Genomic DNA, 19,463 nt, shown 5'->3' on the forward strand with positions numbered 1-19,463 from the left:
CCGGTCACCTCGACCAAGCCTGGCCGGGCTGCGGTCGTACCACCAGCTAACAGGTAGCCGCGATCCGCGCGCTACGCAGCGTCACGCCGAGCTGGCCCGGGTTGCCGTCCGGGCGTGCCGAGAAGCGGATGTTCGATGTGCGAGCGCGTTACCCCGGTTCGACGGCCTACCGGTCCTGGCCTGAACGCGGCCGGTGGTTCGCTACAGTCCGTCCGTGCCGACCGACGAGGTGCTGCTTACCCATCCCGACCTGCCCGCACCCAAACACCTGCACCTCGCGGTCGACGGTGCCCGCCTGCTGCGCCGCTCGTGGCGAGGCACCGCCAAGGAGCGGCACAGTAGCCGCGATCTTCCCAACCCGCAGGCCGCCCGCGACGCCCTCGCACGTGAGGCCGCCGCTCGCATGCGCGAGGGCTTCGTCTTTGTCCGCGACTCAGCCGGCACCCCACCTGGTGAACCCGTCCTGCGCTGCGCCCCGCCGAACCGCGGCGGGGACCAGACCTTCGACCTGCATCCGCAGGGCCACACCCTCGCCGTTGCCTCGCTGCACCGTGGCGCCTGCGGTGCCGACCTACATCTCATCGATGTCACGACCGGCCGGCGCCGACTCGTGCACACCGAGACACCCGGCAGCGGCCCAGCGAGGCAGACGTTCATCCACAGGGTGCTGTTCGACGCCGACGGCACCGGCCTGGTCTACGCGCTCAACGGCGAGACCCGTCACCTCGACCTCACCACCGGTGCCACCCGCATCCTCGCAGCCTACGAACAGTTCAGCACTGCCCGGTTCAACCCCTTCTCCGCCCGGCCCGCCCAGGACGCCACCCGACAGCGGCTGCTGCTGTTCGATGCTGACGATCGGGTCCGTGTCCGTACTACCAGCACCGGCGATGACGTACTGGTCTTGCACGTCGCCGACCAACCCGAGTGTCGCGCTGGAGCCCTGTCGCCCTCCGGGCGGCTGCTTGCCCTCACCTATGGCGTGCACGACGCCACCGTGCAGCTGTGGCACGTCGACACCGGTCGGCTGCTGCACAGCACCCGATTCCCGTTCCCGTTCGCCAGCACGACCGGCCGCACCGGGATCAGCCACCTGGGCTTCGACCCCACCGAGAGGTTCGTCCTCGCCGCCGGCGGGTTCGCCGAGGGACCGTTCGCCCTGCCCATCGAGGGCGACACCCTCGCCTGGGCCGTGGCGGACCCGCACCGCACCGACCGCTACGGCACCTGCTTCAGCTGGCAGTACTCCCCTCAGGGGGAGCTGCTTGCCATCGGCGGCCGACTCGGCGCCACCCTGCACCTGCCGACCGGCGAACCCTCACCAGTGACGATCGCGCCGTCGCACACCGGCCGCACCCACCGAATCGTCTTCTCCGCCGACGGCACCCTGCTCGCCTGTGGTGGCGATACCGGCCAACTGTCTGTGCACCGCCTGACCGGCCAACCCTGACGTGGCTCGATCGGAGATGATCATCGAGTGGCTGGGTTGATTGAACACTTGGAGTCGTTCCTCGGGCTCATCGCGGGTGGTAGCCGAGGCGACGATACGACGCCGGAGGGCGTTCAGGTGGCGTGGTTTGGCCCGGACGTCCCGTTCGCTGGGGTCACGACGCTGGTGACCGTCGGGCTGTCGCGGCGTCATCTCAACCTGCCGACTGACGGGGCCTTGCACCAAGAGTTGGTGATGCACGTTCCAACCGGCGACTACCCGGCTCGGGCGGCTGGTCTGTTGTTCCAGGTGGCCGGTGAGATGGTGCGCCGCAGGGCCGGCTTGTCGCATGGGCAGGTGATTGGTCCGCGGGGGCCTCTCTTCCCGGGCAGCCAGACCACAGCCATCGTGGCGATCAGCCCGAGATATTTGCCGGAGTCCTTCGCCGTCTGTCACACCGAACCCGCGCCGGTGGTCTTCACGTGGTTGGTTCCGATCACCACGGGTGAAGCTGAGGTAGCCCAGAAGTTCGGGTGGGGGACGCTGGAGCAGGCGTTCGCGGCTCAGGATCCTGACCTGGCTGACCCCGGTCGGGCAGAAGTGGCGCTGGATGGGTTGGGCTCGTAGGCCTCGATCGGCGGGTGATCGAGTATCCGGATCTAGCCGCAATCAGCGCGCGGAGGTGTCGCAGATCAGTTGGCGGACGAGTGTCGCGCATCAGTCGACGGAGGACACGGGCACGGCGAACCCACTGCCGAATAGACCTCAGGCCTCGGCTCTGCCAGTCGTTGCGGACCACGTACGGGATCTTGAGACCACGAGTAGCCCATGGCAGGCTCATGCCGCATGAACGATGAATTCGCGAAAGCCAACCTGCACGGGAGACTGCGGCGGGACCGCAAGGCGCTGCTCTGGAAACTCGACGGCTTGTCCGAATACGACGCCCGCCGACCTTTGACAGCGACCGGGACCAACCTCCTCGGCCTGGTCAAACACGTGGCCACCGTCGAGGCCAGGTACTTCGGCGAGATCTTCGACCGCCCTTCCCCGGAACCGCTGCCCCGGTGGCAGGACTCCAACGGCAGCGATCTGTGGGCGACCGAGGACGAGACCCGCGATCAGATCATCGCGTTCTACCGGCGCACGTGGGAACACTCGGACGCGACGATCAACGAGCTTCCCCTCGACGCCCCCGGCCACGTGCCGTGGTGGCCGGAGCCTTATGCCGACACGAACCTGTTCGCCATCATGGTCCATGTCCTCGGCGAGTCCATCCGGCATGCCGGGCACGCCGATATCCTGCGCGAGGGCCTCGACGGCCGGACCGGGTTGCGCGCCGAACACGAGAAGCAGATCGACGAGGAAGCCCGTGCAGCCTACTGCGCGAAGATCGAGCAGGCCGCCAGGTCGGCCGCACCAATCAAGGCTTAGTTAGACATGGCAGCCTGACATCAGCTCCCCTACCGGCGCTTGCGATTTCCGAGCACCCGGCCACCTGACATGCCCGCGTCACCCGATGTGGGCGTTCAGTCCACGCCTTCGTCGTCCTCGTCCAGCTCGGGCGCGTCCGGGTCGCGCAGCGGGCGCAGGGCCGGCCGACATCAATCCAGCCAAGATCAGCCTCACTCTCATGCCGCGATCCGCGCGGCACGCAACGTGACGGCAGGAGCTGCCGATGTGCGGGTGGCAGGTGACGGTCACGAATGTCGAGGATTTCACCGCCTGCTATGGATTGCGTAGGCGATATCCTGCCGCAACAGTGCCGCCTCCTCATCGCAGTCGCACAACAGCAACACCTTGAACGGGACGCCCTTGCCGTCCGGCCTGCCGAGCGGGCTAGCCCAGTGATGAACGGCCCGAGACAGGATCTGGAACATCGTGTGCCGATCCTCGGCACTGCTCGACAGCAGCCGGGGCGCGTTCTCGACAACGATCAGATACCCGTCTGCGGGCAACCAGTTCAGATCCCGGAGACAGTCGGACAACGCGTCCCAGTTCCAGCCGAAGTAGCCAGGAAAGAGCAGCGCGTCGGAGAACTCGTAGAAGGCGTGGTGCGCATCCGTCATCCTCGTTCCGTCAAGCCGGGCAACTACGAACCTGCCCGTTGCCGGTATCACCGCCGCCAGTCCCACCAGGGCACTACGCAAGCACACCGCAAGCTGATCAGTGGAGTCGTTCCACCAGTCTTTCATCATTCAGCCCCACCGGGGTCGACGTAGCTTGACGACCTCAGCGGCCTCGCGCATGCCATGTCCTCCATGGTCTTGAGTGTGGCCGGGAGGCGGCACAGCACAACGGGCAGGCCTCGACCGAATGACCGGATCTGCCGCCGTCCGGGCGTTCAGTGGGGAAACGCGCGGGGGATGCGAGCGCTGAGGAGTTCGTCGCGGAACGCTTGGATGCGGGTGATGACCTGTCGCCTGCCGATGGTGTTCTCGATCCGGTCGAGGTACAGGCATCGGGCGGCGAGTTGGTCGAGGTCGACCGTGAAGTAGATCGCCATCAGCGGGTTGACGAACAGGTCGCCGCCGTCGGTGCGCCGGGTGAACCGGACGTCTCCGAACGCGCCGCTGGTGGCGGCGGCGATCTGACCTTGGACGATGCTCGGCCGGTCCGGGGTGGCGGCCTGGGCGTCGGTGACGGCATCGCGGTACAGCGCCGCCTCCCGGCTGGAACCGGGGATGGACAGGGCACCGAGGTAACCGCCGTCGCGGTCGAGTGCGGCGAGGTTCTCCAGCACCTGGACGTGGTTGACGCCGTCGTAGGCGTCGATGCCGAAGCCGAGACTGGTCACCAGCTTGACCGGCACGTCCAGCGCGGCCACGGCGGCCAGGCTGGTGATGTCCTCCACCGGGGTGCCGAGATCGCTTTCGTCGCCGCGCAGCAGGACATCGGTGCCGCCATCGACCAGCACCACCGCATCGATGTCGAGTTGTTCGATCAGGTACCGGTACGCCGCCCGCAACGGCTGGACACCGAGTGGCGGAAAGGCGTACACGGTCGACGGCAGCTCCTGAGCCGCCAGCCACCGGGCGAGCGTCCGCTCGGGGAAGTACCAGTCTGGGCTGCCAGTGTCCGGCTGCACCGCCGCGACGTGCTCCGCTACCCACGCGTCCCGGTCGATCAACTCGAGCTCGGAGAAGGACAGGCTGGCCAGGTGCACCTGTGCGCCGCCGCGCCACAGGGCGAACGCCAAGGGCAGGCCGGCGTACACGTCGAACCCCCCGCCCGCCCCGGCGATGAGGATGCTCCGTGCCGGAGCCAGCGCGGCGAACAGCGGCGGAACGGCCAACGAGAACGCACCGGGGTCGGCCGGCAGCGCGGCAGGGTTCATCACCGCTCAATGATCAGCCACGCCCCGGCTGTCCACGCCACCGTGACCGGCAACAGTGATCGGGGGTAGGCACATGGCGCAGCGCATGGATGTGCAACGAGTGGGCCCGGCGGGGCCGTAGCCGAGGGCTCGGTGTGGTCCCGGAGAGGTCGTCACCACCGTCGGTGGACGGTTGCCTTGGTGCCGGTGACCAGGCTTGCCGGCGGAACGTCATCGGCCACGACCGCGCCGGCGGCGACCACGGCATCACGGCCGATGCTGACGCCGGGCAGGATCGTGGCACCGGCGCCGATCCACACGTTCTCCGCCACGTCGATGGGCGCGCCGGTGAGGTACGACCGCCGATCCTCAGGATCGACCGGGTGGCCGCTGGTGATGAACGTGACCTTCGGGCCGACCATCACGCGCTCGCCGAGCCGGATGCCGGCGTAGTCCAGGAACGTGCAGTTCTGGTTGATGAACACGCGTTCGGCGAGGTCCAGGTGGAGGCCGTGATCGGTGTAGAAGGGCGGATAGATCGTGACTCTCGTCGGCAGCGGCTTGCCGAGGATCTGTTCGAACAGTTCCGCTTTGCCCGCTTCGTCCTCGAAGGGCAGGACGTTGAGGCGGGAGGTGAGCTCGGTGACCCGCAGGACCCTCGCGGCCATGGCCTGGAACTCGGCGCTGTGGATGCGCATGAGACGGTCGCTGGACATGCCACGACCCTTTCTGGTGTCGATCGGTGGCCCGGTCACCGAAAGCAACGTGTGATCAGCCCGCGAGACTAGCAGCGGCACGCCGTCCGCCCGACCCTGTCCGGATCGCCGGCAATCGATGGATCTACCGGCCCAGCAGACAAGGACCGGCACATGCTTGGAATGATCAAGTGTATTGCGGGGGAGTCGTCGGGCGAATGTCCTGGTAGGAGGGGGTGCGGCCGTAGGCGCCGCACCCTTGCTGCGCGGCACCGACCGACACGTGTCGACAGCCTGCGTCCGGCTCTCCGGACGGGGCTCGGAGCCCAGCGGGGTCGGCGGGCTGAGTAGCCATCGAGGAAGCCAAGGCGGCGTAGCCGGCCGAACCACCCGTACTTCGGCGGGACCGCTGAGCAGTGCTGGGTGAGGCTGACGGGCCCCTGCCCGCTCCTGACAGTGTGGGGGTCAGGGGTTCGAGTCCCTCGGTTCCACCACAGAGACGAGGGCGTTCGTCAGAGATGACGAACGCCCTTCGTCGGATCACCGCTGGGATCGGCGGACCGTCAGCGGTTGGTCTTGCGGGCCGTGCGCCGGTTGCCGAAGGTCTCCATGGTGGTGGCCTTCTTCGCCGGCGCCCGGGTGGCCGTGGTCGTCCGCGCGCGGGCAGCCGCGGCCTTCTTCGCCGGAGCCTTCTTCGTCGCCGCCCTCGTCCCGGGCGCCTTCATGGCGGGGGCTGCCTTCTTGGCGGCGGGCGCCTTCTTGGCGGCAACCGCCTTGGCGGTCGGGGTGCGGGTCGGGGCGGCTGTCGCGGAGGTCGCCTTCTTCCGGGCCACCCGCTCCGTCGTCGGGGTGGGCTTCTCGCCCGGGGATTTGGCCGCGCTCGCCCCGGTGGCTCGCTTGGTGGCGGCCGCGACCTTCTTCGCCGCCGCCTTGCGGTTCAGCGGGGCCTTGCTGGCCCCGGTGGCCTTCCGGGCGCTGGTGGCCCCGGTCGTGCTCCGTCGAGCGTCGGCCATCGTCGCTCCTCCTCGGGGTGTCCTGCCGAGGCCCGCACCGACGGTGCCGCTGACGGGACGGGCCGGTCCAGCCGGGTCGAGCCGACCGGCCCGCTCGGCGCCCGTGTCTTCCCCCACCCCCGGCACCCAAACTCTTGCTCCGGCGGGGGACCGGCTCGGCCTACCGGCCGGGGCTGTCCAGCAGGGGGTCAGCGGGCGATGTGCAGGCCGTCGTCGATGCCGCCGCGGGCGTCGAGGTAGCCGCTGATCCGGTCCATGGCGGCCCGGTACGTCTCTCGCCGCCGGTCGGCGGCCGGGAGCCGGGCGAGGTCGAGGACCCGGATGGTGGGCTTCAGGGAGAGCCAGATGGGGATGGCCTCTGCCCGGGTGACGGTCCATCGGCCGTCGGCCTGTTCGGTGAAGGTGAACTTCGCCAGGACGCCTTCGCGGTTGGCGTCCTTGGGGAAGTCGTGGCGGGCGAGGGTGTTGCCGACACCGTAGGCGATCCACTTGCCGCCGACCTTCTCGAAGGGCTGCACGACGTGGGCGTGGTGTCCGATGATCAGGTCGATGTCCGGGTCGGCGATCAACTCGTTGGCCCAGCGGAGCTGGTTCTCGTCAGGCGTGTGTTCCATCTCGGTGCCCCAGTGGGCGGACAGGACGATGATCTGCGCGCCCGCCCTGCGGGTCGCTGCGGCGGCCTTCCTGATGGCGGGCACGTCGATGCGGTTGGCCAGCCACGGCTTGTCCGGTGGCGGCGGGTGGCCGTTGAAGTGCGCAGCCCAGGACAGGTGGCCGATCTTGACGCCCTTCACCTGGTAGATGGTGGGGGTGGCCTGTGCGGCGCTGCTGCGGAAGGTGCCGGTGTGGTTCAGTCCGGCGGCGTCGAGGGCGTCGAGGTTGGCGTAGACGCCCTGCTCGCCCTGGTCGAAGGAGTGGTTGCTGGCCGTCGAACAGGTGTCGTAGCCGGCGGTCCGGATGGCCGGTCCCAGGTCGGTGGGAGCGCGGAACCGGGGAAAGTCCGCCGGCGCACCGGGACCCATCGGCGCCTCCAGGTGGCAGATGGCCAGGTCGGCGGACTCGACCGCGGGCCGGATGGGGGCGAAGATCGGGTCGAAGTCGTAACCGGGCCGACCGGCCTTGACGGCGTCGGCGCCGGCCTGCTGCCAGGTGGGTGGGTGCACCAGGATGTCGCCGGAACCCAGGATGGTGACCTGCCGGGCTCCCGCCGGGGCCGTCGACGTGACGGTGCCGGCCGACCGGTCGCGGGTCACTTCTTCACGGGCTGCCCCGACCATGGGGGGTGAGCCCACCAGCGCGGCGACGAGCAGCATGCGGATGACGGAAAGGCGCACGCCCGGCTCTTCCCGATCAGCGGCGGATGATGCCGCACCGCTGCTGACGGAGGTGGCCGCCGCCCGACAGGACCCGCTCGGCACACCTCGTCACCGGATACCGGGTTGCCCACTCCCCACCCCGCGGGCATCCTCCCCGCATGATCGAGACGCGGGTGCTCAGCGAGGGCGACTGGAAGATGTGGCGGGAGCTGCGGCTCGCCGCGCTGGCGGAGGCGGCGTACGCGTTCGGTTCCCAGCTGGCGGACTGGCAGGGCGAGGGCGACCGCGCGGAACGCTGGCGCGCTCGGCTGGCCATCCCCGGCTCGTACAACATCATCGCGATGCTCGACGGGGAGCCCGTCGGGATGGCCAGCGGGGTGCCGACCGATCAGCGCGGCGTCGTCGAGCTGATCTCGATGTACGTGGCGCCGGCGGGACGTGGCCGGAGCGTGGGCGACCACCTCGTCCGGGCGGTCGAGCAGTGGGCGCGGCTGGTGGGCGCGGAGACCCTGCGCCTGGCCGTGGTGGAGGGCAACCGGAACGCCTGGGCGCTCTACCGGCGCAACGGCTTCCGTGACACGGGTGAGCTGGGCGACCTCATGCCCGACGGCGTGCGTCGGGAGCACATCATGGCCAAGATCCTCGTGGCCTAGCGGCGTCCGGTCGCCCGGCACCCCGGGTGGCCAATCGAACCTTTGGGGTCTCCCGGCCGTACCAGTGCCCGGGAGGTCCATCATGACCGTACGCCGAGTGCTCGCCGTCCTCGCGGCCGTCGCCGCGAGCGTCCTGCCGACCGCGACCCCCGCCGCCGCGCACGGCGCACCCACCAGCCCGCTGAGCCGGTCCGCGGCCTGCGGCCCGGAAGGCCCGCACGCCGAGACGCCCGCCTGCCGGGCCGCCGTCCGGGCCGGAGCGGCGGTACGCGAGTGGGACAACATCCGGGTCTTCGGCGTCAACGGCCGGGACCGGGACCGGATCCCGGACGGTGAGCTGTGCAGCGGCGGGCTGTCGGCGTACCGGGGGTTGGACCTGCCGCGCACCGACTGGCCGGCGACGGAGCTGACCGCCGGGACGAAGTTCACCTTCCGCTACCGGGGGACCATTCCGCACAAGGGCACGTTCCGGCTCTACGCCACGCGCCCCGGCTACAACCCGCAGAGCCCGCTGACCTGGGCGGACCTCGCGCCGCGCCCGTTCCTGACGATGACCGACCCGCCGCTGCGCAGCGGGTCGTACCAGCTGGCGGGCCGGCTGCCGGCCGGACTGACCGGGCGGCACCTCATCTACACCGTGTGGCAGAACTCGGACACCCCGGACAGCTACTACTCCTGCTCCGACGTGGTGTTCCGGAAGCCGGGCCAGGCCACGCCCACCGCGGCGGCCAGCCCGGCCGTCGCGCCGCGCGCCGCCAGCACCGCCGTGCCCGGGTTGACCGCGGCGCCGGTGCAGGGCGATCCGGGCGTACCCGTGGCGTCGGTGACCCGCCTCGGCGGTGACGGCCTCCGGCTGGTGGTCGGCGCGGCGGCGGCGGTCACCGTGCTGCTCGCCGCGCTGGTCGCCATGCGGTTGCGCCGGGCCGGCACCGTTCCGCCCGGCCGCGCCTGCGACGTCCGCAACCATCGCGCCGGCCGCCGCCGCATCTGGTGACCCCCGGGCGCCGCCGTGCCCCGGCCGCGCCACCTGAGGTGGCCGGCCGGGACGCCTCGGCGACTCAGCCGAGCAGGCCGTCGATCTCGGCCAGCTCCTCGGCGGTGAAGTCGAGGTTCTCCACCGCGGCGACGTTCCCCTCCAGCTGGGCCACGCTGCTCGCGCCGATGATCAGGCTGGTCATCCGCGGGTCGCGCAGCGCCCAGGCGAGGGCGAGCTGGGCGAGGGTCTGCCCCCGCCGCTCGGCCACCCGGCCCAGGCCGCGGATGGTGGCCAGCTTCTCCTCGGTCAGGTCGCTCTCGTTGAGGAAGACGCTGGTGCGCACCCGCGAGTCCTCGGGGATGCCGGCGAGATAGCGGTCGGTGAGCAGGCCCTGGGCCAGCGGGCTGTACGCGATGCAGCCCGCGCCGGCCTCCGCCAGCGTGTCGAGCAGGCCGTCGTCCTCGGTCCACCGGTTCAACATCGAGTACGACGGCTGGTTGATCAGCAGTGGCGTGCCGAGGTCACGCAGGATCGCCGCCGCCCTGGCGGTCTGCGCCGAGTCGTAGTTGGAGATGCCGACGTAGAGCGCCTTGCCGGAGCGGACGACGGCGTCGAGCGCGCCCATCGTCTCCTCCAGCGGAGTGTCCGGGTCGAACCGGTGCGAGTAGAAGATGTCGACGTAGTCCAGCCCCATCCGGCGCAGCGACTGGTCCAGCGAGGAGACCAGGTACTTGCGGGAGCCCCACTCGCCGTACGGGCCGGGCCACATCAGGTAGCCGGCCTTGGTGGAGACGACCAGCTCGTCCCGGTAGGGCTTGAGGTCGGTGGCCAGCAGCCGGCCGAAGGCCTCCTCCGCCGCGCCGGGCGGCGGGCCGTAGTTGTTGGCCAGGTCGAAGTGGGTGACCCCGAGGTCGAACGCGCGTCGGACGATGTCCCGCTGCCGGTCGAAGGGCCGGTCCGGCCCGAAGTTGTGCCACAGGCCGAGCGAGATGGCGGGCAGCCGCAGCCCGCTGCGTCCGGTCCGTCGGTAGGTCATCGAGTCGTAACGCTGATCAGCGGCGAGGTAGGTCACGACGCCGACCCTATCGGCGTCGGAGAACGGGCGTGCCGTCCCGGTGCGCGGGGGTAGCTTCGAGCCCATGCGCTTCGTCCCGCTCGACACGCCCAAGCCGATTTCCAAGATCGGTCTCGGTACCTGGCAGTTCGGCTCGAAGGAGTGGGGTTACGGCTCCGACTACGAGCGCCGGGCGGCGGACATCGTGCGGCGGGCGCTCGACCTCGGGGTCACCCTGTTCGACACCGCCGAGCTGTACGGCTTCGGCCGCAGCGAGCGGATCCTCGGGGCCGCCCTCGGCGCCGACCGGGAGAAGGTGGTGGTGGCCAGCAAGGTCTTCCCGGTCCTGCCGGTCGCCCCGGTGGTGCAGCAGCGGGCGGTCGCCTCGGCGGCCCGCCTCGGCGTGCAGGGCATCGACCTCTACCAGGTGCACCAGCCCAACCCGGTGGTCGCCGACACCACCACCATGCGCGGCATGCGCGCGTTGCAGGACGTCGGCCTGGTCGCCGAGGTCGGCGTCAGCAACTACAGCCTGCGCCGCTGGCGGTTCGCCGAGGCCGCGCTGGGCCGGCGGGTGCTGAGCAACCAGGTCCGCTACAGCATGATCGACCGGGGCCCGGAGGAGGACCTGATCCCGTACGCGGAGCAGGCCGGCCGGGTCGTCATCGCGTACAGCCCGCTCGCGCAGGGCTTCCTCTCCGGGCGGTACGACGCGAAGCATCCGCCGAGCGGGGCGGTGCGCCGGGCCAACCCGTACTTCCTGCCGGAGAACCTGGAACGCGGCACCGCCCTGATCGCGACGCTGCGCGAGGTGGCCGACGCGCACGACGCCGCCCCCAGCCAGATCGCGCTGGCCTATCTGCTGCACCACCCGAACGTGGTGGCCATCCCCGGCGCGTCCGGTGTGGAGCAGATGGAGCGCAACGCGGCCGCCGCCGAGATCGACCTCGGCGCCGACGAGTACACCGCCCTGGCCACCGCCGCCCGGCAGTTCCGGCCGGTCACCGGCCTGGCCGCGGTGCCGAGGCTGATCCGCGCCCGAGTGGGGAAGTGAGCAACATGGACGACATCACCGCGCTGATCCTGGACGACCACGCCGCCTTCCGGCGCGGCTTCGCCCGGCTCGACGACGCCCGCGACGAGACCGAACTCCTCGCCGTCTGGGAGGCGCTCGCCCTGCACCTGGACATCCACGCCGAGGCGGAGGAGGCGATCCTCTATCCGCACCTGGTGCGGCACGGCGACGACGGCGAGGACGAGACCACCGACGCCATCGGCGACCACAACGAGATCCGCGACGCCATCGCCGAGTCCAAGCTGCACCCGGTGGGCTCCGACGAGTGGTGGGCGGCGGTGTGGAAGGCCCGCCGGGAGAACAGCGAACACCTCGCCGAGGAGGAGGACGGGGCGCTGCCGGACTTCCGCCGGCACACCAGCGTCGAACTCCGCGCCGAGCTGGGCGCCCGCTGGCTGACCTTCTACGGCGAGCACAAGAACGGCCGCAACCTGCGCTTCGACGACAAGGACCCGCACAAGTACGTGCAGGAGCACCGCTGAGGCGGACCGGAAACCGCCGCGCCCGGTGATGCGCGGGCGACGAGGCGGCGCCGGAATCCCCGACACGGGGGAGTCGGCCCGGCGTGGCGGGGCGGGAGAATGGTCCGGTGACTCCCCGGGCGCTGATCGCGCCGCTCGTCCGTGCGAGCACCTGTCGCCGTGGCGTGTTCCTCCTGCTCGGCGGGGTGCTGGCCCTGCCGTACGCGCTGCTGGCCGGCACCTTCGTCCAGCTCCTCACCCGCGGCGAGGTGCCCCGGCTGCTGGTCTTCGCGCTGATGGCGGTCGCCGCCGTCATCGGCGCGGTGCCGTTCTTCCTCGACGGCAGCCGGACGCTGGAGATCGCCGCAGCCCGCGCCCTGCTCGGCGTGCCGCTGCCGGAGCCCGCCGCTGGGCACCCGGCCGACCGGGAGACCCGGCTGCGCGCGGCGCTCTGGATCGCCCTGCACATGACCGTCGGCGGAACGGTGATGTTCGCGCTGATCAGCGCCCTGCCGATGGCGCTGTCGTTCATCGCCCAGCAGTTCGGCGTCGGCACCCAGCTGGTCGCCCAGCAGAGCTGGGGGCCGCTCGACGGGCGGGACACCGGCTGGCTCACCCTCACCGGGGTGCTGGTGCTGCTCGGCCTCGGCTACGCGGTCGCCGGGCTGGGCACGCTCGCGGCCTCGATGGCGCCGGCGCTGCTCGGCCCCTCGGCGGCCGAGCAGCTCGCCGCCCTGGCGGCGCGGGCGGCCCGGCTTGCCGAGCGCAACCGGCTGGCCCGGGAACTGCACGACTCGGTGGGTCACGCGCTGACCGTGGCCACCCTCCAGGCCGGTGCGGCCCGCCAGCTCCTGGACGGCGACCCGGAGTTCGCCCGCCGGGCGCTCGCCGCGATCGAGGAGACCAGCCGGCACGCGATGGACGACCTGGACCACGTGCTGGGCCTGCTCCGGGAGACCGAGGACGCCGCCCGGGCCCCGGCCGGCACCGCGCCGCAGCGGACCCTGGCCCAGCTCGACCGGCTCGTCGCGGACACCCGGGCGGCCGGGCTGCGGGTCGAGGCGCGGGTCGACGGGGAGCTGGCGGAGCTGCCCCCGGCGGTGTCCCGGGAGGGCTACCGGATCGTGCAGGAGGGGCTGACCAACGCCGCCCGGTACGGGCGCGGGCCGGTGCGCCTGCGGGTGGACGTACCCGGGGAGGCGACGGTGCCCGCTGCGCGCGGGCCGTCGGACGCGCCGAGCCGGCGGTGGCTGGAGATCGAGCTGGCGAACCTGCTGGGCGGCGCGGCCCGGCCGGGACGCGGCGGCCGGGGCCTGGACGGCATGCGGGAACGGGTGCTGCTGCTCGGCGGGCGGATCACCGCCGGCCCGGAGGATGGTCACTGGCGGGTCCGGGTGCGGCTGCCGGTGCCGAGGGGGGAGGCGCGGTGAGCACGGACGTGCTGATCGTCGACGACGACGAGCTGATCCGGGTCGGGCTGCGGGCGATCATCGACGCCCAGCCGGACCTGCGGGTGGTGGGGGAGGCCGCCGACGGCGCCGAGGTGCCGCCGCTGGTGGCGAAGCTGCGGCCCCGGGTGGTGCTGATGGACGTGCGGATGCCCGCCATCGACGGCATCCAGGCCACCCGGCTGCTGCTCGCCGCCTCCGCCGACCCGCCCCGCGTCCTCGTGGTCACCACCTTCGAGAACGACGAGTACGTCTACGAGGCGCTGCGCGCCGGCGCGAGCGGCTTCCTGCTCAAGCGGGCCCGCCCGGCGGAGGTGGTCGCCGCCGTCCGGGCGGTCGCGGCCGGTGACTCGCTGCTCTTCCCGGCCGCGATCCGCCGCCTCGCCGGGGCGTACGGGTCCTCGGGTGGGGACCGGCTGCGCGCGGCCCGGCTGACCGAGCGGGAGGCGGAGGTGTTGCGGCTGATGACCACCGGGCTCTCCAACACCGAGATCGCCGGGCAGCTCGTGGTCGGGGTGGAGACGGTCAAGACGCACGTCGGCAACGTGCTGGCCAAGCTCGGGGTGCGGGACCGCACCCAGGCCGTGATCGCGGCGTACGAGTCGGGTTTCGTCGTCCCCACCGGCTGATCCCACCGCCGGGGGAGCGGGTTCGTCACCGCTCGGGAGGGCGGCGGCGGCACCGCCGCCGAGGCTGGAGCCATGACGACGACCACCACCACCTCCACCCCGTCCCGCCGGCGGGTCCGGCTCGACCTGGCCCCGCCGCTCGCCGCCGCCTGGCTGGGCGGCTGGGGCCTGCTCGCCCTGGTCGGCACGCTCACCGGCGCCGGCTACCCGTTCGGCGCCAACGACCCGCACGGCGGCGGGGCGAACCTGCTGCGGCTGGTCCCGGTCGCGGTCGGCGCGCCGCTGCTCGCCGGGCTGCTGCTGGCCGGGGCGGTCACCGCCCTGGTCCTCGCCGACGCGGTACGCCCGCCCCGGCCGCTGCGGGCGCTGGTGCTCGGCTACGGCTGGGCGCTCGCCTTCGTCCTCGCCGTGGTGGTGCCGGACGCCCGGGTGCTGGTCGTGCTCGGCTACGCGCCGATGCTGATCCTCGGCGCCCCGTTCGGCTGGCCGCCGGTCGACTACGCCGACGTCTTCACCTGGGCGCTCTTCGCGCGCTGCGCGGCCCTGGTCGGCGGCGTGCTGCTCGCCGGGGCGCTGCTGGCCTGGCAACGCCGTACCGCCGGGGCCGGCCTGTCCTGCGGACGCGGCGGCGGCGCGCGGGGCTGGACCGCGCCGGACGCGGCCGCCCGGTGGGGCCGCTGGGCGGCCGGGACGGCGGCGGTCATCCCGCTGACCTACGCGGTCACCCGGTTCGCCTGGGCGGCCGGCGTCCCGCTGGGGATCACCCCGGACTTCCTCGCCGAGATGCGCGAGACCGGGCTGGTCTGGGCCGGCGCCGGCTTGGCCGCCTTCGCCACCGTCGGCGCGCTGCTCACCCTCGGCCTGGTCCGCCCCTGGGGCGAGCGGTTCCCGCGCTGGATGCCCGGGCTGGCCGGCCGGCGGGTGCCGATCGGGTTGGCCGTCGTGCCGGCGACGCTGGTGGCGCTCTCGGTCACCGCGGCCTCGCTCGGGCTGGTCACCAGCCCGCAGTTCTGGGCCATCGAGGGCGGGTTCAGCCTGACCACCGCGCCGATGCTGCTCTGGCCGCTGTGGGGCGTCTCGCTCGGCGCGGCGGCGCTCGCCTATTACCTGCGACGGCGGGGCGCCTGCCGGTCCTGCGCCCGAAAGTGAGAGCAGCAGGTCATCGTTTTTGAAACATCACCGAGGCGATGTCGGCCATCATCCCCAGAGCCCAATCAAGCTGTGGGCAGTTGTTCCGATCTCGGCATTCCAGGCAGCCACCTGCTCGCCACGGGACATCCAGTGCCCGGATCCAGTGAGCGTCGATGATCCTCATCATCGCGAACAGTTCATCTGCCGACGTGATGTCGCCGTCATCCATCGGCATGGTCGGGCACCCTCCGCGCTAGACGAGTAGGCACGCCCAAGGGGGCAGGGCCAGTACGCCGTGCTCCCTTGGGCGGCTTCGTGGCCCGGTCCGCCGCTTGCCGAACGAAGGAACCTCGCCACACCAGCAACCTTAGAGACCTTTAGTACCTAAGGCAATGTTGGTCTTGAAGGGGGGTAAGCAGCGTGATCCGATGGATGGGCCGAGCGAAGGAACCTCCCACATGCCCATACCAACCGGCGGATACCGCGAGGTGGCCGAAGACCTCGCGGCCCGCATCAGGACCGGCGAGTATGCGCCGGGCGAACGTCTGCCGACCTACAAAGAGCTCGCGGACCTCTACAAGGTCAGCGTGACCACCGTGCAGAGAGCGATCATCGTTCTTCAGACCCAGGGGTTGGTGGTCGGGCTACAGGGTCGCGGTCTCTGGGTGACTGAGGAGCTACCGCAGTGATCTCCTTCTTGATCAAACTTTCTTGAGCCGAAGCCGACAACACCCGTACCTCACTTCTTCACGGGCGACAGGCGCAGGTTCAGCGGACACCGCGCTAGCGTGGGTCGGGTGACTGCGCCAAACCAGGTCCTCCCGGTCCCGCCCGCCGACCTGCCGGGCACGCTCGGCGAGCTGCGCGCGGCCGGGCACCGGCACCGCACCGTCAAGCAGGAACTCCGCGACAACCTCCTCGCCCGGATGCGTTCCGGCGGCGACCGCTTCCCCGGCATCGTCGGCTACGACGACACCGTCCTGCCCGAGGTCGAGCGGGCCCTGCTCGCCGGCCACGACATGGTGCTGCTCGGCGAGCGCGGCCAGGGCAAGACCCGGCTGATCCGCTCGCTGGTGGCGCTGCTCGACGAGTGGACCCCGGTGATTCCCGGCTCCGTGCTCAACGAGCATCCGATGCACCCGCTCACCCCGGCCTCCCGCGCGCTGGTCGCCGAGGCGGGCGACGACCTGGCGGTCGGCTGGCTGCACCGCTCGATGCGCTACGGCGAGAAGCTGGCCACCCCGGACACCAGCGTCGGCGACCTGATCGGCGACGTCGACCCGATCCGGCTGGCCCAGGGCCGTACCCTCGGCGACCCGGAGACCATCCACTTCGGACTGGTGCCGCGCACCAACCGGGGGATCTTCGCGGTGAACGAGCTGCCCGACCTGGCCGAGCGGATCCAGGTGGCGCTGCTCAACGTGCTGGAGGAGCGGGACATCCAGGTCCGCGGCTACCAGCTGCGGCTGCCGCTGGACCTGTTCCTGGTGGCCAGCGCCAACCCGGAGGACTACACCAACCGGGGTCGGATCATCACGCCGCTCAAGGACCGGTTCGGCGCGGAGGTCCGCACCCACTACCCGGTCGACCTGGAGCTGGAGCTGGCGCTGATCCGGCAGGAGGCCGAGCTGGTCGCCGAGGTGCCGGAGCATGTGCTGGAGGTGCTCGCCCGGTTCGCGCGCGCCGTGCGGGAGTCGCCGTCGGTGGACCCGCGCTCCGGCGTCTCCGCCCGCTTCGCGATCGCCGCCGCCGAGACGGTCGCGGCCGCCGCGCTGCGCCGATCCGGCCTGCTCGCCGCCGGTCCCGCCGCCCCGGGGGTACGCCCCGAAGCCCCGGTCGCGCGGGTCGGCGACGCGGTGTCGGTGACCTCGACCCTGCGCGGCAAGGTCGAGTTCGAGAGCGGCGAGGAGGGGCGCGAGATCGAGATCCTGGCCCACCTGCTGCGCACCGCCACCGCCGAGACGTTCCGGGCCCGGCTGGCCGGGCTGGACCTGTCCGGCTTCACCGGCCTGGTGGCCGAGGGCACCGCCATAGAGACCGGCGAGCTGGTCTCCTCGGCGGAGCTGCTGCGCCAGGTCGGCACCGTGCCGGGGCTGGCCAAGGCGCTGGACCGGCTCGGGCTGGGTGACGCGCCCACCCCGGAGGAGGCCGCCGCCGGGATCGAGTTCGTCCTGGAGGGGCTGCACCTGACCCGCCGGCTCGGCAAGGACGTCACCGAGTCGGGCCGTACCGTCTACGGCGGCCGGGGCTGAGCGTGGCCGGCAACCGGTTCCGGTACGGCCAGTGGCGCGGCGGGCCCGACCCGCTCGCCCCGCCGTACGACGTCCGGGCCGCGGTGGACGCCGTCGGCGCGGAGGTGCTGGCCGGCGGCAGCCTGCGGGACGCGCTGCGCGACCTGCTGCGGCGGGGCCCGCAGGGGCGCGGCGGCCTGGACGACCTGGCCGCCCGGGCCCGCCGGCTGCGCCGGGAGGCGCTGCGCCGGGGCGACCTGGACGGGGCGGTGACCCGCTCCCGGGCGCTGCTCGACCAGGCGCTGGCGGCGGAACGCGACGAGCTGCGCGGGCGCGCCGACGACGACGCGCGGTTCGCCGAGGCGGTGCTGGACAACCTGCCCCGCTCCACCGCCCGCGCGGTGCAGGAGCTGGCCGGCTACGAGTGGGCCAGCGACGAGGCGCGGCGGACGTACCAGCGGATCCTCGACGGGCTGCGCGGCGAGGTGCTGGAGCAGCGCTTCGCCGGGCTGCGCGACGCGGCGCGGGCCGCCGCCGACCCGGCGGTGCAGCGGCAGTTGGCCGAGATGATGCGGGACCTCAACGACCTGCTGGCCCGGCACGCCCGCGCCGAGGACACCACCGACGCGTTCGCCGAGTTCATGCGCCGGCACGGCGAGTTCTTCCCGGAGCAGCCGAAGGACGTCGACGAGCTGGTCGACGTGCTCGCCCGCCGCTCGGCCGCCGGGGAGCGGCTGATGCGGTCGCTGTCGGACCGGCAGCGCGAGGAGCTGGCCGGGCTGATGCGGCAGTCCCTCGGCGACCGGCTGGCCGGCGAGCTGTCCGCGCTGGACGGGCACCTGCGGGCGCTGCGCCCCGACCTGAACTGGCACCGCGGCGAGCGGGTCCGCGGTGACCAGCCGCTCGGCTACGGCGAGGCGGCCGGCGCGCTCGACGAGATCGGCGAGCTGGACGACCTGCTCGACTCCCTCGACCAGGAGCACCCCGGCGCGACCCTCGACGACGTGGACGTCGAGGCGGTGGCCCGGACGCTGGGCCGCGACGCCGCCGACGACGTCCGCCGGCTGCGGGAGCTGGAGCGGGAACTGCGCCGGCAGGGGTGGGTGAGCCGAGACGCCGACGGGCTCACCCTGAGCCCGAAGGCGCTGCGCCGGCTCGCCGGCACCGCGCTGCGGCGGGTCTTCGCCGACCTCACGGCCGGGCCGCGCGGTCAGCACGACCTGCGCTCGGCGGGCGCGGCCGGCGAGGTCAGCGGGGCGTCCCGGCCCTGGGAGTACGGCGACGAGCAGCCGCTGGACGTGGTCCGCACCCTCACCCGGGCGGTCCGCCGGGCCGGCCCCACGGTGCCGGTCCAGCTCGACGTCTCCGACTTCGAGGTGGTGGAGACCGAGCGCCGGGCCTCGGCGGCGGTGGCGCTCTGCGTCGACCTGTCGTACTCGATGATCTCGCAGGGGCGCTGGGGCCCGATGAAGCAGACGGCGCTGGCGTTGTCGCACCTGGTGGCGACCCGCTTCCCGCAGGACGCCCTGGAGATCGTCGGCTTCGGCCGGGAGGCGCTGACGCTGACCCAGCAGGAGCTGGCCGCGGTGGAGCCGGACATGCAGCAGGGCACCAACCTCCAGCACGCGCTGCGGCTGGCCGGGCGGCACCTGCGCCGGCACCCGGGCGCGGAGCCGGTGGTGCTGGTGGTCACCGACGGCGAGCCGACCGCCCACCTCGACCCCGACGACGGGGAGGCGCTGTTCCACTGGCCGCCGCTGCCGGAGACGATCGAGGCGACCATCCGCGAGGTGGACAAGCTGACCCGCTACGGCGCCACGCTCAACCTCTTCATGCTCGGCGACGATCCGGGGCTGCGCCGCTTCGTCGACGCGGTGGCCCGCCGCTCGAAGGGCCGGATGTTCACCCCCGACCTCGACGACCTCGGTGAGTACGTCGTCTCCGACTACCTGCGCGCCCGGCGGGGCCGGCGCTGAACCACCCGGCGGGGCCGGCGCTGAACCACCCGGCGGGGCCGGCGCGGAACCGCCCGTCCGGGT

20 protein-coding genes are annotated in these 19,463 nt (G+C 72.3%); 13 read left to right on the forward strand and 7 right to left on the reverse strand.

The annotated features are described in order from the left end of the window. Nucleotides 1–214 precede the first annotated feature (214 nt). The 3 genes from V6U89_RS00005 (at nucleotide 215) to V6U89_RS00015 (ending at nucleotide 2,860) form a co-directional block, all read left to right on the forward strand. Nucleotides 215–1,450 (forward strand): WD40 repeat domain-containing protein, encoded by a 1,236-nt coding sequence (locus V6U89_RS00005; protein ID WP_334568461.1) that lies wholly within the window; start codon nucleotides 215–217, stop codon nucleotides 1,448–1,450. Between the two features lie 27 nt (nucleotides 1,451–1,477). After that, complete coding sequence (locus V6U89_RS00010) at nucleotides 1,478–2,056, forward strand: suppressor of fused domain protein (RefSeq protein ID WP_334568462.1); 579 nt, start codon at nucleotides 1,478–1,480, stop codon at nucleotides 2,054–2,056. Nucleotides 2,057–2,275: 219 nt separating this feature from the next. Continuing rightward, complete coding sequence (locus V6U89_RS00015) at nucleotides 2,276–2,860, forward strand: DinB family protein (protein WP_334568463.1); 585 nt, start codon at nucleotides 2,276–2,278, stop codon at nucleotides 2,858–2,860. Between the two features lie 284 nt (nucleotides 2,861–3,144). On the opposite strand, the gene V6U89_RS00020 is transcribed toward V6U89_RS00015, so the two are convergent. The 5 genes from V6U89_RS00020 to V6U89_RS00040 form a co-directional block, all read right to left on the reverse strand. Then, nucleotides 3,145–3,624: a barstar family protein gene (locus V6U89_RS00020; protein ID WP_334568464.1), complete on the reverse strand. Its 480-nt coding sequence runs from the start codon at nucleotides 3,622–3,624 to the stop codon at nucleotides 3,145–3,147. A 146-nt stretch (nucleotides 3,625–3,770) separates the two neighbouring features. Next, nucleotides 3,771–4,763 carry a DUF1152 domain-containing protein gene (locus V6U89_RS00025; RefSeq protein WP_334568976.1) on the reverse strand — a complete coding sequence of 331 codons (993 nt, stop codon included), beginning with the start codon at nucleotides 4,761–4,763 and terminating at the stop codon, nucleotides 3,771–3,773. A gap of 152 nt (nucleotides 4,764–4,915) precedes the next feature. Next, a complete protein-coding gene (locus V6U89_RS00030) occupies nucleotides 4,916–5,458 on the reverse strand; it encodes a DapH/DapD/GlmU-related protein (RefSeq protein ID WP_334568465.1) in 543 nt (180 codons plus the stop codon). A 542-nt stretch (nucleotides 5,459–6,000) separates the two neighbouring features. Then, complete coding sequence (locus V6U89_RS00035) at nucleotides 6,001–6,450, reverse strand: hypothetical protein (RefSeq protein ID WP_334568466.1); 450 nt, start codon at nucleotides 6,448–6,450, stop codon at nucleotides 6,001–6,003. 188 nt (nucleotides 6,451–6,638) lie between these two features. Beyond that, nucleotides 6,639–7,784, reverse strand: coding sequence for a CapA family protein (locus V6U89_RS00040; protein ID WP_334568468.1), 1,146 nt, complete (start codon nucleotides 7,782–7,784; stop codon nucleotides 6,639–6,641). Between the two features lie 140 nt (nucleotides 7,785–7,924). Here V6U89_RS00040 and V6U89_RS00045 point away from each other — a divergent pair, with 140 nt between their 5' ends. Together V6U89_RS00045 and V6U89_RS00050 are read left to right on the forward strand one after the other, a co-directional pair. Then, nucleotides 7,925–8,419 (forward strand): GNAT family N-acetyltransferase, encoded by a 495-nt coding sequence (locus V6U89_RS00045; protein ID WP_334568469.1) that lies wholly within the window; start codon nucleotides 7,925–7,927, stop codon nucleotides 8,417–8,419. 82 nt (nucleotides 8,420–8,501) lie between these two features. Continuing rightward, on the forward strand, nucleotides 8,502–9,413 hold the full coding sequence (locus tag V6U89_RS00050) for a lytic polysaccharide monooxygenase auxiliary activity family 9 protein (protein WP_334568470.1): 912 nt from the start codon (nucleotides 8,502–8,504) through the stop codon (nucleotides 9,411–9,413). Between the two features lie 64 nt (nucleotides 9,414–9,477). On the opposite strand, the gene mgrA is transcribed toward V6U89_RS00050, so the two are convergent. Beyond that, entirely contained in the window at nucleotides 9,478–10,467 is a 990-nt protein-coding gene (mgrA, locus tag V6U89_RS00055) for an L-glyceraldehyde 3-phosphate reductase (protein WP_334568471.1), read from the reverse strand. 67 nt (nucleotides 10,468–10,534) lie between these two features. Between mgrA and V6U89_RS00060 the strand changes: the two genes are divergently transcribed. The 5 genes from V6U89_RS00060 to V6U89_RS00080 all read left to right on the forward strand — a co-directional run bounded on the left by V6U89_RS00060 (nucleotide 10,535) and on the right by V6U89_RS00080 (nucleotide 15,211). Beyond that, nucleotides 10,535–11,503 carry an aldo/keto reductase gene (locus V6U89_RS00060; RefSeq protein WP_334568472.1) on the forward strand — a complete coding sequence of 323 codons (969 nt, stop codon included), beginning with the start codon at nucleotides 10,535–10,537 and terminating at the stop codon, nucleotides 11,501–11,503. Nucleotides 11,504–11,508: 5 nt separating this feature from the next. Beyond that, on the forward strand, nucleotides 11,509–12,006 hold the full coding sequence (locus V6U89_RS00065) for a hemerythrin domain-containing protein (protein WP_334568473.1): 498 nt from the start codon (nucleotides 11,509–11,511) through the stop codon (nucleotides 12,004–12,006). Nucleotides 12,007–12,113: 107 nt separating this feature from the next. Continuing rightward, a complete protein-coding gene (locus V6U89_RS00070) occupies nucleotides 12,114–13,415 on the forward strand; it encodes a sensor histidine kinase (protein WP_334568474.1) in 1,302 nt (433 codons plus the stop codon). After that, nucleotides 13,412–14,062, forward strand: a complete 651-nt coding sequence (locus V6U89_RS00075; RefSeq protein WP_334568475.1) for a response regulator transcription factor — start codon at nucleotides 13,412–13,414, stop codon at nucleotides 14,060–14,062. Before V6U89_RS00070 ends, V6U89_RS00075 begins: the two co-directional genes overlap by 4 nt. Nucleotides 14,063–14,134: 72 nt before the next feature. Continuing rightward, nucleotides 14,135–15,211: a hypothetical protein gene (locus V6U89_RS00080; RefSeq protein WP_334568476.1), complete on the forward strand. Its 1,077-nt coding sequence runs from the start codon at nucleotides 14,135–14,137 to the stop codon at nucleotides 15,209–15,211. 10 nt (nucleotides 15,212–15,221) lie between these two features. Here V6U89_RS00080 and V6U89_RS00085 read toward each other — a convergent pair whose 3' ends face one another. Further along, the gene (locus V6U89_RS00085) at nucleotides 15,222–15,428 is read right to left on the reverse strand and encodes a hypothetical protein (RefSeq protein WP_334568477.1); all 207 of its coding nucleotides are present in this window, start codon (nucleotides 15,426–15,428) and stop codon (nucleotides 15,222–15,224) included. 253 nt (nucleotides 15,429–15,681) lie between these two features. Here V6U89_RS00085 and V6U89_RS00090 point away from each other — a divergent pair, with 253 nt between their 5' ends. From V6U89_RS00090 to V6U89_RS00100, 3 genes are all read left to right on the forward strand, one after another. Beyond that, nucleotides 15,682–15,882 carry a winged helix-turn-helix domain-containing protein gene (locus tag V6U89_RS00090; protein WP_334568478.1) on the forward strand — a complete coding sequence of 67 codons (201 nt, stop codon included), beginning with the start codon at nucleotides 15,682–15,684 and terminating at the stop codon, nucleotides 15,880–15,882. 99 nt (nucleotides 15,883–15,981) lie between these two features. After that, complete coding sequence (locus V6U89_RS00095; RefSeq protein WP_334568480.1) at nucleotides 15,982–17,445, forward strand: magnesium chelatase; 1,464 nt, start codon at nucleotides 15,982–15,984, stop codon at nucleotides 17,443–17,445. A gap of 2 nt (nucleotides 17,446–17,447) precedes the next feature. Then, nucleotides 17,448–19,400, forward strand: coding sequence for a vWA domain-containing protein (locus V6U89_RS00100; RefSeq protein ID WP_334568481.1), 1,953 nt, complete (start codon nucleotides 17,448–17,450; stop codon nucleotides 19,398–19,400). Nucleotides 19,401–19,463: the final 63 nt, after the last annotated feature.

Source organism: Micromonospora sp. CPCC 206171, from assembly GCF_036906755.1.
Lineage (GTDB): Bacteria > Actinomycetota > Actinomycetes > Mycobacteriales > Micromonosporaceae > Micromonospora > Micromonospora purpureochromogenes.